This window comes from Spirulina subsalsa PCC 9445 (genome assembly GCF_000314005.1).
In the GTDB taxonomy this organism is placed as follows: domain Bacteria; phylum Cyanobacteriota; class Cyanobacteriia; order Cyanobacteriales; family Spirulinaceae; genus Spirulina_A; species Spirulina_A subsalsa.
Genome location: NZ_JH980292.1, coordinates 3,716,141 through 3,730,820 on the forward strand (window position 1 = coordinate 3,716,141; position 14,680 = coordinate 3,730,820).

General features: G+C 48.9%; 14 protein-coding genes. 11 read left to right on the forward strand and 3 right to left on the reverse strand.

Translation table 11 applies throughout. The features are described 5' to 3' along the window. Positions 1-191: 191 nt before the first annotated feature. The 4 genes from zds (at position 192) to SPI9445_RS0116985 (ending at position 3,552) form a co-directional block, all read left to right on the forward strand. A complete protein-coding gene (zds, locus tag SPI9445_RS0116970; RefSeq protein ID WP_017305968.1) occupies positions 192-1,634 on the forward strand; it encodes a 9,9'-di-cis-zeta-carotene desaturase in 1,443 nt (480 codons plus the stop codon). A 506-nt stretch (positions 1,635-2,140) separates the two neighbouring features. Continuing rightward, positions 2,141-2,467: a Mo-dependent nitrogenase C-terminal domain-containing protein gene (locus SPI9445_RS0116975; protein ID WP_017305969.1), complete on the forward strand. Its 327-nt coding sequence runs from the start codon at positions 2,141-2,143 to the stop codon at positions 2,465-2,467. After that, complete coding sequence (locus SPI9445_RS25960) at positions 2,468-2,692, forward strand: hypothetical protein (protein ID WP_017305970.1); 225 nt, start codon at positions 2,468-2,470, stop codon at positions 2,690-2,692. It abuts the gene before it with no gap. A gap of 197 nt (positions 2,693-2,889) precedes the next feature. After that, positions 2,890-3,552, forward strand: coding sequence for a response regulator (locus tag SPI9445_RS0116985; RefSeq protein ID WP_017305971.1), 663 nt, complete (start codon positions 2,890-2,892; stop codon positions 3,550-3,552). 362 nt (positions 3,553-3,914) lie between these two features. Here SPI9445_RS0116985 and SPI9445_RS0116990 read toward each other — a convergent pair whose 3' ends face one another. Continuing rightward, positions 3,915-5,048 (reverse strand): CO2 hydration protein, encoded by a 1,134-nt coding sequence (locus tag SPI9445_RS0116990; RefSeq protein ID WP_017305972.1) that lies wholly within the window; start codon positions 5,046-5,048, stop codon positions 3,915-3,917. Positions 5,049-5,127: 79 nt separating this feature from the next. Beyond that, entirely contained in the window at positions 5,128-6,675 is a 1,548-nt protein-coding gene (locus SPI9445_RS0116995) for an NADH-quinone oxidoreductase subunit M (RefSeq protein WP_017305973.1), read from the reverse strand. Between SPI9445_RS0116995 and SPI9445_RS30710 the strand changes: the two genes are divergently transcribed. After that, positions 6,674-6,838, forward strand: a complete 165-nt coding sequence (locus tag SPI9445_RS30710) for an AraC family transcriptional regulator (protein ID WP_071525301.1) — start codon at positions 6,674-6,676, stop codon at positions 6,836-6,838. The two genes, SPI9445_RS0116995 and SPI9445_RS30710, sit on opposite strands and share 2 nt — an antisense overlap. Before the next feature lie 110 nt (positions 6,839-6,948). Here SPI9445_RS30710 and SPI9445_RS0117000 read toward each other — a convergent pair whose 3' ends face one another. Then, positions 6,949-8,853, reverse strand: coding sequence for an NAD(P)H-quinone oxidoreductase subunit F (locus tag SPI9445_RS0117000; protein ID WP_017305974.1), 1,905 nt, complete (start codon positions 8,851-8,853; stop codon positions 6,949-6,951). A gap of 1,073 nt (positions 8,854-9,926) precedes the next feature. Here SPI9445_RS0117000 and SPI9445_RS0117005 point away from each other — a divergent pair. The 6 genes from SPI9445_RS0117005 (at position 9,927) to SPI9445_RS30715 (ending at position 14,454) form a co-directional block, all read left to right on the forward strand. Continuing rightward, positions 9,927-10,238: a carbon dioxide-concentrating mechanism protein CcmK gene (locus SPI9445_RS0117005; protein WP_017305975.1), complete on the forward strand. Its 312-nt coding sequence runs from the start codon at positions 9,927-9,929 to the stop codon at positions 10,236-10,238. A 98-nt stretch (positions 10,239-10,336) separates the two neighbouring features. Then, positions 10,337-10,672, forward strand: coding sequence for a carbon dioxide-concentrating mechanism protein CcmK (locus tag SPI9445_RS0117010; protein ID WP_017305976.1), 336 nt, complete (start codon positions 10,337-10,339; stop codon positions 10,670-10,672). Between the two features lie 19 nt (positions 10,673-10,691). Beyond that, entirely contained in the window at positions 10,692-11,000 is a 309-nt protein-coding gene (locus SPI9445_RS0117015; RefSeq protein WP_017305977.1) for a beta-carboxysome shell vertex protein CcmL, read from the forward strand. A gap of 430 nt (positions 11,001-11,430) precedes the next feature. After that, on the forward strand, positions 11,431-13,455 hold the full coding sequence (locus SPI9445_RS0117020; protein WP_017305978.1) for a beta-carboxysome scaffolding protein CcmM: 2,025 nt from the start codon (positions 11,431-11,433) through the stop codon (positions 13,453-13,455). A gap of 118 nt (positions 13,456-13,573) precedes the next feature. Next, on the forward strand, positions 13,574-14,233 hold the full coding sequence (locus SPI9445_RS0117025) for a beta-carboxysome scaffolding protein CcmN (protein WP_017305979.1): 660 nt from the start codon (positions 13,574-13,576) through the stop codon (positions 14,231-14,233). A gap of 50 nt (positions 14,234-14,283) precedes the next feature. Then, the gene (locus SPI9445_RS30715) at positions 14,284-14,454 is read left to right on the forward strand and encodes a hypothetical protein (RefSeq protein WP_164674545.1); all 171 of its coding nucleotides are present in this window, start codon (positions 14,284-14,286) and stop codon (positions 14,452-14,454) included. Positions 14,455-14,680 lie beyond the last annotated feature (226 nt).

A 14,680-nucleotide genomic window follows, 5' to 3' on the forward strand; every position in this document is an offset into this window, starting at 1 on the left:
AGGTAACTTGTAATTTATTGAGCGATTTAAGTTATACCATGGCGGCAATTCATGAGTTCCCCCCACCAACCTAGATTAAATCATTAATTATGAATGATCAACGACCAACCTCCGATCTCTCACTATTTAGCACAAAGGCGATCAATCTAGAGTAGATTAGTTAATGTAACGAAACGTAAAAGGAAAGAGGAATGCGGGTTGCAATTGTTGGTGCAGGACTAGCAGGCATGGCGACGGCAGTGGATCTCGTGGATGCAGGCTGTGAGGTAGAAATTTTTGAGTCTCGCCCTTTTCTGGGGGGGAAAGTGGGGAGTTGGGTAGATGGCGATGGCAACCATGTAGAGATGGGATTACACGTCTTTTTCGGTTGCTACTATAACCTGTTCGGGTTAATGGAGAAAGTCGGCGCCCTTGATAACTTACGACTTAAAGAACATACCCATACCTTCATCAACACCGGAGGACGTATCGGAGAATTAGACTTTCGCTTCATCACCGGAGCCCCGTTTAATGGCCTGAAAGCCTTTTTCACCACCTCACAACTCAATACCCTCGATAAACTTTCTAATTCCCTCGCCCTCGGCACTAGCCCCATTGTGCGCGGTTTAATCGACTTTGAAGGAGCAATGAGACAAATTCGGGATCTCGACTCCATTAGTTTCGCCGATTGGTTTCGTCAACATGGGGGCAACAATAGCAGCTTAAAGCGGATGTGGAACCCCATCGCCTATGCTTTGGGCTTCATTGACACAGAGAACATTTCCGCCCGTTGTATGTTGACGATTTTCCAGTTTTTCGCCGCTAAAACTGAGGCCTCGGTGTTGCGAATGTTGGAAGGCTCCCCAGCCGAATATCTCCATAAGCCCATTGTGGACTATCTGGAAGCGCGGGGGACAAAAATCTACACCCGTCGTCGTGTGCGTGAGGTGTTGTATGAAAATGAGCAGGTAACGGGCTTAGTGGTGGCTGACGGGGAAAGTGAAAGCAAAATCACGGCGGATGTTTATGTGGCGGCCTGTGATGTGCCGGGGATTCAGCGCCTGTTGCCGGAAGGTTGGCGCAAGTGGCCGGAGTTTGACAATATTTATAAGTTAGAAGCGGTTCCCGTGGCGACGGTACAGTTGCGCTTTGATGGCTGGGTGACAGAGATGCAGGATGAGGCGAAACGCAAACAGTTAGAAAAAGCGGTAGGCCTTGATAATTTACTCTATACGGCGGATGCAGATTTTTCCTGTTTTGCGGATTTAGCCTTAACCAGTCCGGCGGATTATTATAAGCCCGGTGAGGGGTCTTTATTGCAGTTAGTATTAACGCCCGGTGATCCATTTATTAAAAAGCCTAATGATGAAATTGCCCAGCACGTTTTAGCCCAAGTGCGGGAGTTGTTCCCTTCGGCGCGGGATTTGAATATGACTTGGTATAGTGTGGTGAAGTTGGCTCAATCCCTTTATCGGGAAGCACCGGGGATGGATCCATTCCGTCCTAGTCAAAAAACGCCGATTGCTAATTTCTTTTTGGCGGGTAGTTATACCCAACAGGATTATATCGACAGTATGGAGGGGGCAACGATTTCCGGGCGACAGGCGGCGAAGGCTATTCTCTCGTCGGTGAAGGTGGAAGCTGTGGCTGTTTGAGGGATTATCCCCCCTAGCCCCCCTTGGGAAGGGGGGAATAGCAAAGACAGCCGGAAGTCTCTTTGAGGTGATTATCCCCCCTAGCCCCCCTTGGGAAGGGGGGAATAGCAAAGACAGCCGGAAGTCTCTATTCGCTAGCGTCTGGTTCTATTCAGCAAGCCCTACCCTAGGGTCTGCTGAATATCCCTCTAAGCAGTGTTACTAGGACTTTTAGCTGTTTTAAGAGCGAGAAACTGCAAGGTTTTAGGAATAAATAATCAAAAAGGCTTGCCTTTTTGCGATTCCCCCTGTTCCCTGTTCCCTAGCCCCACGAGCAGAGTTATTCAGCAAGCCCTACCCTAGGGCAGTGAGGGCGAAAAATTTTTCGCCCTCTTGCTCCTGTCTACTGTGGGCTAAAGCTTAAGTTGCACTTATCAATAATAGATAAAAGTTATATTGTTTTCCTGTTTACATCAGCCTGTTTTATTTATAAGCTAAAAACAAGCCACCCAAAGGAAATAAGTTCTATGACTTTTATAAACAACCTCAAAACCACTCAATCCCCCCAATCCGTGAATCAGCCTCGTGAGTTATCGGTTGATGTCCTCTCCCCTCTGCGCTACTGGCTCAATCGGTTTGAAATCCGCAATGCGGCGATTGCCCAATCAATCTGTCGCTGGATTCCCGATCAATGTCCCTTTGCCCGGAAGATTGTTTGGCAAGGGCGGACGCTGTTGGTGATTCCTCCCTTGTGTAAGCTCAATCCTCTTTATGAAGAGTTGATCGCCTTGCGCTTCCGCGCCCTGTGTTATCTGGCTGACGGGCCCGCTACAGATGTTTGTCTGGAGGGATAAATGCAGAAACTCCAATATCCCGTTAGTTCTGAAGGCTGGTCGATCCAAATTTATGGCAGCGATCGCCGCCTGCTTCTCTCCCTTGATGCTACCCACGCTTGGCTGTTGGGGATTGGGATTTTGGTGGGCTTTGTGATCGCCCTAATGGGGCTACGGAATCAATGTCAGGTATCCCAGCCCCCTGTAGAGTCTCCCCACCTTGTTGCTCCCCTAGAATTAGATTGACGCTCCACAGTAAGGACATATATTTTAGCTAAACGACGAGGATATTTTTGGGGATCAAGCCCCTTCCTGTACAGTCTCCCGACTCAAGGCGGGTGGGTTTCGGAGGAGGGGGCGGGGCTTGGTACAATGAGGAGTAGTTGATTCCGTTCGACAACCGGGTGATCCTTATTGATTTTCTCTGATTTTAACTCGCTCCCATGTCTGACACTGTTTCCCAAGGAAAACTCCGGATTCTGATTGTTGAAGATGAGCCGATGATGCAATTGGGCTTAGAACAAACCCTGAGTACCGTCTCTGATTTCGAGATAGTGGGGCAGGCGGAGGATGGTTATTTAGCGATAGAGGCGGCGGAAACCCTGAAACCAGATGTGGTGGTGATGGACATTGGTTTACCGCGTTTGGATGGGATTTCGGCAACTAAACAGATTAAGGAAAAGTTTCCCACTATGGGGGTGGTAATGTTAAAGTCTCATCGACTACAACGGGAAGTGGTGGCTGCTTTGTCGAGTGGGGCGGATGGGTATTGTATTAAGGGGGCGAATATTGAGCGCTTGGTGACGGCGATTCAAGCGGCCAAGGAGGGGGGATCTTATTTGGATCCACAAGTTGCCCGTTTGGTGATGAATAATCTCCACTCACCCACGTCTATGGAGAAGCGGGAGGCACTGCATACGTTATCGGAACGGGAGATGGAGGTGTTGAAGTGGATTGTGGAGGGGAAGAGCAATAATGAGATTGCGGAGATTCTTTATTTAAGTCCTAATACGATTAAAACTCATGTCCGAGGGTTGATGAATAAGCTTTCGGTGGATGATCGGGTACAGGCGGCGGTGATTGCGTTGCGTTCTGGGTTGGTTTGAGGGGTTTTCGGGGGAATAAATAGGGTCTGCTGAATATCCCTCTAATCACTGTTAGTAGGACTTTTAGCGGTTTATACCAAATTAAATAGACTTGAGGGCAAAAACCTGAATTTCCCCTGTTCCCTGTTCCCCGTTCCCTGTTTTCCACCCAGAGTAGAGTTATATTGCTACGCAACGCTTTGCTACGCAACGCTTCGCGAACGCGAACGCGAACGCGTTCGCGGAGCGTCACGAAGTGAACAGCAAGCCCTAAATCATCAAAAAAGTTTACCTTTTTTCGACTCCCCTTCCCGTTTCCTGTTCTCTAGCCCCACGAGTAGAGTTATTCAGCACGCCCCAAGTGAATTCCAAGACTTGAAAGTTTATCGATTAATGGCTTCTACCCGAGAGGTAATAAAGCGATTCATCCACCCGACTAAATATTCCCGGTTAGCTGCTTTTTCGGCTGGGTCGGTGGTGTTTAGGGGATGGGGGGCTAACCCGGTAATGGCGGCGGTGGTGACGCAAAACATGGACTTTTGAAAGGTGGCGCAAATCTGCACTAATAAATCATCTTCTTGCCGTTGGGTGGTTTGATAAATTTGGTGCAGATAGTCAGGGAGGTAGTGGCGCATATCTTGCATTAACAACGTGGGAGGAATGCCGGAACCGCCAACGGGGAGGGGATCCGCGTAGAGTGCGCCGTAGGTGAAACTGGCTTGGTCGCCGGGGATTTGGTAGGCTTGGGCGTTGTAGGAAATGGTGCCAGGGAAGGGGGTTCCTCGGAAGAAGACGGCCTCAACGTAGGGAACGGCGGTGTCCATGAGGAAGGTTAGGCCAACTTCGGGGGGGATAATGGGGTAGGTTTGGCCTCGGATTTCCACTTGGTAGGTGATGGGGCGGCTGGCATCGGCGACTAAACCATCCAGGATATGCTGCACGACTTGGGGAATATGTTGGATTTCGCCGTGATCGTAGCGATCGCTCAACTCGATAAAAATATCACTCATCACGCGCCAAAACTGACCTAGGGCGCTGTAGTAAGCCATGACCCGCACTTGTTCGGGCAGGAATTCAGGGAAAATTTTATTCAGGGTTAACAGGAAGGGATTACCCTGCCAACGGGCTTGAATGGCTTGTTTAGCCCGTTGTCTAAATTCTGGGGTGTCTAGGTATTCATCCAGCGCGCCCCCCCCGTGCCAGAACATGGCTTTCATGCAGTATTCGGCATATTCAAAGTTAATCCGGTCATGCCACCAATGTTTGACCAGACGGGAGGGGGAGACATCGCCGTTAAAGTATTTAAAGAAGGGAAAGAGGACGAGAAACTGATGTTGTGAGGTGTAGATCAGGTTACGGGAGTAGGCATCCAAGACTACGCCGTAACTTTTGAGGATGCCGACTACTTCGGTGACGTTTTGGGGAGAGTCTTGTAAGAGGGCTTCTCCTCGTTCTAATCGTTGGATGTAGTCAATGAGGGGGTGCCGTTCAAGGGATTTGGTGGGAGTGTTTACCATAGTGTTCTTTAGGGGGGCAAATCAAGATGAGAGGCTGGGAATGGGGTCTTGAAGGGACTGGTTTCAAGGGGAAGTCAGGTTAAGGCAAGAGGGAGAGATCCTCCCCCAGGATGCCTGGGGGGAGGGGTAAGGCGTGATCTTTGGCTTGGGCGACTTGACTGAGTAAACTTGGACTCACGACGAGGGCTGTAGCATCGGTTTCACTCCAGCGCACCATCCAACTGGGTTGTAATCCCAAAATAACAATAAATAAGGCGAGAATCATGGCGGGAATGCGATCGCCCCAGTCCACTTGAGGCAGTTGACTTAAGGACTCAGTTAAACGCCCGAAAAAGACTTTATTAATCATGAGCAGGAAGTAAACAGCCGTCAGTCCTGTTCCCACTAAACAAACTAAGGTTTGCCATGTGAAAATGGGGAAAGCCGCCCGGAAAACCAGAAATTCGGCGATAAAACCCACCATCCCCGGAATCCCAGCACTGGCCATCACACCTAAAATCATTAAACTCCCTGTAATGGGGAGGCCTTTCTCGGGATTCAACAGCCCCCGTAACACATTCACATCTCGGGTGCCGGTTTTTTTATACACCACCCCCACTAAGAGGAACAAGAGGGCAGAGATTAAAGCATGACTAATCATCTGACACATGGCGGCTGTTAGGGCGAGGGGGGTAGAGGCGCTGGCCGCTAAGAGAACGTAGGCCATGTGAGCAATGGAGGAGTAGGCGACCACCTTTTTCATATCTTGTTGTGCGATCGCCGCCAAGGCCCCATACAAAGCACTAATCGCCGCTAAGGTGGCTAACCAAGGAGCAAGGGTAATCCAAGCGTCGAAGAACAACCCCACCCCAAAGCGCAATAAACCATAAGTTCCCAACTTCAACAACACCCCCGCCAAAAGAACCGAAACCGGAGTAGAAGCCTCTACGTGGGCATCAGGCAGCCAAGTATGGAAGGGGAAAATGGGGATTTTGATCAATAATCCCACTAACAAAGCCCCTAATAACCATAGTTGAATCCCCAAAGGAATCACCTGCTCCCGTAAAGGTTCATAGTCAAAGGTACTGGCACCACTAAACCAAACTAAGCCTAAGAAGGCTGCCAAGACTAAAATCCCTGATACGGCCGTATAGATTAAGAACTTCATCGCCGCATAAGTTCGACGGCCGCCCCCCCAAATGGCAATCAGGAAGTAAAGGGGGATAATTTCCAGTTCATAGAACAGGAAAAACAGTAACAGGTCTTGGGCTAAAAAGGCCCCGGCTACCCCAGTGCTTAATAACAAAATCAGGGCGTAGTAAAAACGGGGGCGTTGAATATTGACGTTGCTGCTGTAAATGGCAACAACGGTTAAAAAGCTATTTAAAAACAATAGGGGTAAGGACAGGCCATCTAAACCCAGATGATAGTTAAACCCTAACCAACTAATCCAAGGGATATATTCTGTAAACTGCATGGTTGTTTGACTGGGGTCAAACTGAAACCCCAGAATCACATTCCACAGCAAGATTGCTCCCCCAAAAAAGAGGGCAATGATTCGGGGTCGATTTTGATTGGGGTTGGTATTGGGAATCAGACTAATTAGAATAGCACCCAAGACTGGAAGCAGAATAAAAGCACTGAGCATGGTTTTTTTCGGAGAAGCAACAAATAGAGGGAGTCGGAGAATAGGGAACAGGGAACAGGGAATCGGGAGTCGGGAGTCGGGAGTCGGGAGTCGGGAGTCGGGAGTCGGGAATCGGGAATCGGGAATCGGGAATCGGTGTAGGGGCGCAATGCTTGCGCCCTAGGGAATCGGGTGTCGCGAATAGTCAAGAGTTTTAGCTATTCCCCTGCTCCCCTGCCCCCCTGCTCCCCCGCTCCCCTGCTCCCCTGCTCCCCGTTCCCCGTTCCCCGTTCCCTAATACAATTGACTCAGAATCGAAGACCAATAGTTTAAGATAAACGACCATTGACCGCTAAAGGTGAGCCACAACAAGACGGCAACCCCCAATAAAATGGTCAGAACATAGAATTGGGATTGACCGGAAATGTTGTATTTCAAGGTATTGCCACTGAAAAAGGTGGCGAATCCCACTAAATTAACGGCTCCATCGACAATATACCGATCGACCCAATCCGTGAGTTGAGAAAGGGTAGCAACCGCCCAGACCACCGTTAAATCATAGATTTTGGCAATGTAGAAATCATAGGCGAAGAGGTCTTGAAAAAAGCGGATATAGACCCGACTAGACCTTGCCCAAGACCGATTTAGGGGTAGGGTGAAGCCAATCACACAGCCCAAAACACCCGAGGCCATGAGTAGGGGAAGGGCAAAGGGCAACCAAGGACTATCCGGTTCACTGAGGGGGGCTGTGAGACTCAGCCAAAAGGGCCAGCGAATGGGGACGATGGGGACGAGTAAGGTGAGAATGGTTAATGTCACCATAGGAAAGGCCATCGCCCAAGGGGCCTCGGGGGCGCGTCGGGTTTTGGGTTGGGTGGAGCCTAAGAAGACTAAACGGAATACTCGGGTGAGGTTAATGGCACTCAACAGATTGACGAATAAGAGGATGAGCATTAACCAGAGGGGGATGTGTAAGGAGCCATTTAACCAGCGTTGGAGGGTCCAAAACATTCCCAAGGGGAGTAAACCAATTAATCCGGCGGAACCGACTACAAAGGCGCTGGTGGTGGCGGGCATTTTCGCCCATAAACCGCCCATTTCGGTGATGTTTTGGTTGCTGGTGTTGAGGATAATGGAACCAATGCTCATGAATAGTAGAGCTTTGGCGATCGCATGAGTACAGAGTAAGATAAAGGCGATATCCACTTGTCCCAGTCCCACGGCAATAAAGACTAACCCCAGATAGACGCTGGTAGAGTGGGATAGAGTGCGCTTGATGTCAATTTGTGCGATCGCCATCCAAGAAGCTCCAATCGCCGTCACTGTCCCAATCAAAATCAACACATCCGAAGCAATGGGCGATAAGGTAAAAACAGGTTGCAACTTGACCAACACATAGGCCCCCGCACTCACCACAATAGAGTTGCGCATAATCCCCGCCGGATTCGGCCCTTCCATCGCCTCATCTAACCACAGATTCAGGGGGAACTGAGCGCATTTCCCTGTTGGTCCAGCAATTAAGGCTAATCCTAATAAGGTGGCTGTTAAAGGGGCAACCGGAGCCGTTTCAGCCCAGCTTTCTAAATCACTAAAGTCCAACCCTTCCCCATAACTCGATAGAGCCACCACACCCATTAACAGCATGATATCCCCCACCCGTTTGGTCAGGAAGGCATCCCGGGCGGCTGTCACTACTAAGGGTTGAGCATACCAAAACCCCACTAATAAATAGGTCGAGAGCGTTAAGCCCTCCAATAGTCCGTAACTTAAGAGTAAAGAATCACTAATGGTAATTCCCCCTAATGCTGCTTCAAAGAACCCCATCAGCCCATAAAAACGGGCTAAAGACCAGTCCTTTTCCATATAGCCTAGGGCGTAGATTTGAGTGAGTAAACTAATCACCGTCACCACTTCTAACGCCCCTAAACTCACCGGGGAAATTTCCACCGCTAAGGTTAAGTTTAAATCCGCTACCTGTAACCAATTTAAAATTAATTGCTGGGGCGGATTTCCCCAAATCGATTGAAAGGCAATTGAGCCATGCAAAAAAGCGGCAAAGCTCATCAGGAGGTTAAAGTAAGCCGCAGGTCGCGGTCCTGTTTGGCGAATAACCCCCATAGACCAAGGTAGGGTTAAAACCGCACCAATAAGTCCATAAACCGGAATAAACCAACTCGTTTCTAGAAAGAAGTTTGTCATAGAAGATGAGGGCAAATACAAGAACTAAAAGCCATAAATTAGCTAAACGGAAAATAACAAAATCACAAAAAACACAAAAAAAACCTATTGACCTAGGGATGCCCTTCAAACTGCATAGCATACTTTGGATCTTTAGTCTATTCACCCAGTCCCTCGTTAACTGCTAGGCGACCTCTAAGACTTTTGAGACGGATAGAATATAGAATTCGAGATATTTTTTAACGTTTTTGTGAGCAATTACTCATTGACAAATGAGTAGAGATCAGCAAGTTAAGATCAGCTAGTTAAGATGAGACGCAAGCGGTTAAACACTATACCCAGCCTTGAAGACCATTCTGCCTACACTTCCCTTCAGCCTTCAAGCAACTCCTAACAGGAGTTCCACCTTGTCTACCCCCCTCAAAAATCGCTCCCGACCGCCTTCTAACCCTTCTGAGCTTTAGCCTTTGACTCGCCGAAAATTGACCCGACGGCTTTTGAGGTGAAGAAATTATAAAACACAGTCAAGGCAAGGGAAATCCCCCTCGGGAAAGAACTGTCGCCCCTTGGGACAACGCTTTTCTCTTGACTTATTAATTTTTGTTAACGGTGTCATTTAAAAATATCATAAAGATTTATATTGTCAAAGGTACAACGGTTTCCTATGCTTGTCTCTAGGTTAAAAATTAACCCCCCCCGTGCTTCAAGTCCTAGTCTCAAAATTCATTGCCCAAAATTGGACTGACCCATGTTGGACTGCCCCATGTTGGACTGACCCAGATTGGGGAAGGTTGCGATTAGTGATGCAGACTGTTTATGACTAACTGTTCAGGCTGGGGGTGGGTGGTGAATTCATTAAGAATTAACCCAAGGAATGACACTCAAACTGAGTCAATCCAAAACTGAGTCAATCTGAAACTGGGTGAACCAATTCAGTCAGTTTGTGTCCCCTGCTCATGTAAGCTGGTTATGTGGGTGAAGTTGCCCAGAATTTTGGATCCTGAATTCGCTAAAGCTCAGATCCATTCAGTTTAGTTCATTCATGGATTGTCCTTTTTATTTTGTGATTGCTTGCCCCAGAGGAGTTTTAAGATATGCCAATTGCTGTAGGAATGATTGAAACGTTGGGTTTCCCGGCTGTAGTGGAGGCTGCCGACGCAATGGTCAAGGCCGCTCGTGTAACTTTAGTGGGTTATGAAAAAATCGGGTCAGGTCGTGTCACCGTGATTGTGCGGGGGGATGTTTCTGAAGTGCAGGCTTCTGTTTCTGCGGGAATCGAGTCAGCTCGTCGCGTCAATGGTGGTGAAGTCCTTTCGACTCATATCATTGCACGTCCCCATGAAAACCTAGAATATGTCCTACCTATTCGTTACACCGAAGAGGTGGAACAGTTCCGGACTTATTAGCCTGTGCTGAATAAGGGCGCGAATTCGCCAGTTGAGTGAGCGGGTTCGAGGGGCTTTAAGAACATCCCTTTCGATTATTTAAATAGGAGTATAAACTCATGTCAATTGCTGTTGGAATGGTTGAAACTTTAGGTTTTCCGGCCGTTGTAGAAGCGGCGGACGCGATGGTAAAGGCGGCCCGTGTAACCTTAGTGGGGTATGAAAAAATCGGTTCAGGTCGTGTCACCGTGATTGTGCGGGGGGATGTCTCTGAAGTTCAAGCGTCCGTCTCTGCGGGCATTGAAAACGTTAAACGGGTGAACGGTGGACAAGTGCTTTCGACTCATATCATTGCACGTCCCCATGAAAATCTGGAATATGTCCTACCCATTCGTTACACCGAGGCGGTGGAACAGTTCCGGGAAAGCGTAAACCCTAGTGCTTTAAGACGATAAGGCGATAAGAAATACCATAATGCAGATTGCAAAGGTTTGTGGCACGGTGGTCAGCACGCAAAAACTTCCGACTATGACGGGGGTTAAGCTGTTACTGGTTCAATTTGTTGATCGAGAGGGGGAACTGTTGCCTCGCTACGAAGTGGCAAGTGATCCAGTGGGAGCGGGCTTGGATGAGTGGGTGTTAGTCAGTCGTCGGGCGATCGCACCCCATCCCGAAGGCCCTGATGTCCGTCCCGTCGATGCAATCATTGTGGGCATTATCGACACGGTATCCGTGAGTAATGGTTTGCTGTATAGCAAAAAAGACGAATACCGTTATCGCTAGGCAGTGATCCCTAGGGAAATGAGGGGCTTCTCATTCGCGTCAAGTCTCAAAAAATATGTTCAATGACACCTTTTGACTTGCCGAATTTTAAGACGATTAGCGTTAGGAACTAGCGTTACTGCCTAACGGGAGGCAATGTAAGACCATCATCGGGGGCGCAAGTCATCCGTAAAGGCCGTTGCCGTTAAGTTGGGAAGCCCCATCCCCTTGTAGGTGGGGTAGTTCACCGCAAGCTCGCACCAGCCCAAGACCCTATCCTCTTGACCCGAGCAACGCCTAAAGCTCAAGTTGAGGCGGTCCAGGCCACCGGAAGTGCGATCCTTGCAAGGGGTGAGTGGGGTTGAACCTGAGAAACTAGAACGCTCAAAACCTGACCCCAACCCCCATCCAAACCGCACAAATTGCCCTTAATTTTGGGAGGGATAGAGTCATGGCAGTCCGCAGAACAGCGGCTCCTCCAACTCCGGGTTTAGCCGAACCCCAAATCAACAAAACTGCTCAAATCCACTCGTTCGCCAACATCATTGGAGATGTGCGCGTCGGTGCAAATGCGCGAATTTCCCCCGGCACATCCATCCGAGCCGATGAAGGTTTTCCTTTTTACATCGGGGAAAACGTAAGGATTCAAGACGGGGTTGTGATTCATGGGTTAGAGCGGGGTCGAATCATTGGAGATGATGGACAAATTTACTCCGCTTGGATTGGGAACAACACCTATGTCACCCACATGGCGTTGATTCATGGCCCGGCTTATGTGGGCAATGATTGCTTTATTGGCTTCCGCTCCACTGTGTTTAACGCTCGCATCGGCCACGGTTGTATCGTGATGATGCACACCTTAATTCAAGATGTCGAGATTGCACCGGGGAAATATGTTCCGTCTGGGTCTGTGATCACTAATCAGCAACAAGCGGATCGGCTGCCGGATGTGGAAGAGCAAGACAAAACCTTTGCTCGTCATGTAATGGGCATCGAAAAGGGATTCCATCCGGAATATTGTAGTACAGAAGATCCCTCTTGTGGCTCAACCCACGGTAATGGGGTGAGCCAGTTAAGTCCGGGGAATGGCCAAACGGCCGAGGTTGATTATCAAGTTGATTATCAAACATTGGTAGGAAGTATGAGTTTGAAGACAGAAACAGTTGATCAAGTGCGATCTCTCCTTAGACAAGGTTATGGCATTGGACTAGAACACGCCGATCAGCGTCGTTACCGTTCCAAATCTTGGCTCACTTGTGGAGCAGTCGAAGGACACCGCGAAGACCAAGTTCTCGCACAAATCGAAAACATCTTAGCCGAATATAGCGGCGAGTATGTGCGCTTAATTGGCATTGATACCAACGCCAAACGCCGCGTCCTCGAAGCCATTATTCAACGGCCTGATGGTATCGCCACCCCCCAACGGACTCGCCCCGGGAAAGTTGTCCGCGCTAAAGCTTCCAGTGGCAATAGTGGCAGTAGTTCCGGCGGTCTGAGTCCTGAAGTGGTCGAACAAGTGCGCGCTCTCTTGCGTCAAGGCTACAAAATCGGCACCGAACACGCCGACAAACGCCGTTATCGCTCCAAATCTTGGCTCACCTGCCCCCAAATTCAAGCCACCCACGAAGCCGGGGCATTACAGGAATTAGCCGCCTGTTTAGCCGATCATCAAGGGGAATATGTCCGCCTGATTGGGATTGATGCCAGTGCCAAGCGTCGCGTTCTGGAAATGATCATCCAGCGCCCCGACGATAGCGCCCCCAGCACCCCCTCTAGCAGTTTTACTAGCTCTAGTAATGGAGCTAGTCCTGCGTATAATGGCAACGGCAACGGGAACGGCAACGGCAGTGGGCACTTAAGCCCCGAAACCATCGAGCAAGTGCGCTCCCTGCTCCGTCAAGGCTACAGCATCAGCGCCGAACACGCCGACAAACGCCGTTACCGCTCTAAATCTTGGCTAACCTGTGAAGGGATTAACGGTAACACCGAAGCTCAAGTTTTAGCCGAACTGAAAAGCCGTTTAGCTGAACATAACGGGGAATATGTCCGGTTGATTGGCGTGGATTCTAATGCCAAACGTCGGGTGACACAAACCATCATCCAACGTCCCGCAGAAGCCGCCCCCGCCCCGGCCGCCACCTCTCGCACCGCCACCGCTAGCAGTGCCGTAGAAGCCCCCGCCCCCGCCAGTAACGGTAATGGGAAAGTTCAAGGGAAATTAAGCCCTGAAGTGGTGGACATGGTGCGCTCTATCCTGCGCCAAGGCTATCAAGTGGGAACCGAACACGCGGATAAACGCCGCTATCGGGTGAAATCTTGGCAGTCCTGCTCCCCCATTAACTCCTCCTATGAACCGGAAGTCTTAGCCCACTTAGAAGGCTGTTTAGCCGAACACCAAGGGGAATATGTTCGGTTGTTGGGGATTGATACCCAAGCCAAGCGTCGGGTTGTTGAAGAGGTCATTCAACGTCCATAAGGTGCTTTCATGGTCAGCCCACTGGAGGGGAAGAAGATTCAAGTCTGATCTCCCCCCCAACTTGACCCTTGATAAGAGTGAATTTTCTCTGATCTTGTTTATCCTGCCCCCTTGAACCATGCCTTTGCAACCTTTGCAACTGGTTGATACGCCCACTGTGCGAATCAACGGTGATGTAACCATTCATCCCAGTGCTGCGATCGCTCCCGGAGTTATCCTGCAAGCTGCACCCCAGAGTCGGATTATCATTGCAGCCGGGGCTTGTATTGGTATGGGTGTTATTCTCAATGCCTATCAAGGCATCATTGAATTAGAAGCCGGGGTAAGTTTGGGACCTGGGGTTTTAATCATCGGACAGTGCAAAATCGGAGCTAATACTTGTGTTGGGGGAGCAACCACTATTTATAACGCCAATGTTCCTAAGCTACAAGTCATTCCTGCCGGATCTTTAATCGGGGATCCTTCTCGACAAGTGGTTATTGCAGAAACCCCAGCTTTGGAGCCTAGTCCTGTAGAGTCTAGCGCGGCTGAGTCTAGTTCTTTAACCGAGGATTTATGGTCAGAAGACTCCCCATCCGAAGAACCCTCCCCATGGACAGAGGGAGAACTCCAAACCACTGCTCCTAATCCCGAAGCCAGCGAATTCTTGCAGGATTCAGAAGAGTCCCTCAAACCTCCGGGTACCCCAGTATTTGGCAAGGTTTATGTCAATCAATTATTACTGACCTTATTCCCCCAAGGTCACAGTTTAAATCAGCGCAATAGTGAGGAAAAATGAGTTAAACCTTCCTCCAGTTTCCCGTAGATTGGAGTTTACAAAACAGACTCTTGTTTGAATCTGTTGAGCTAGCTTTATCGCTCATCGCCCAGTCTGCAACAATTCGTAAATCAGGTTCATTTTTTTTACCGTTTGTGAGAGTATGTACTCAGGTAAAAAAAATAAAAATTCAAGAAAAACTTTTAACGGTGATTAGCGAAAGGAGCTTAAAAATTGCCTAACCCGCAAATACAAGGCAAAACATAAGTAATGGTTTTGACTCGGTTTTTGAGTCAAAAACAACTTCAATTGCCTTGATCCCTGAGAATTTTTTTGAAGGACATCTAAAAAGTTTTAAATAGCACATCATCTATCAAGGTTCTCCCAATGAGGATCTTGGAACTTTATGTTTTTTTACACCTATTTACCAATCATTAATTTATTTAATATTACTTAGAAGAAAGAAAT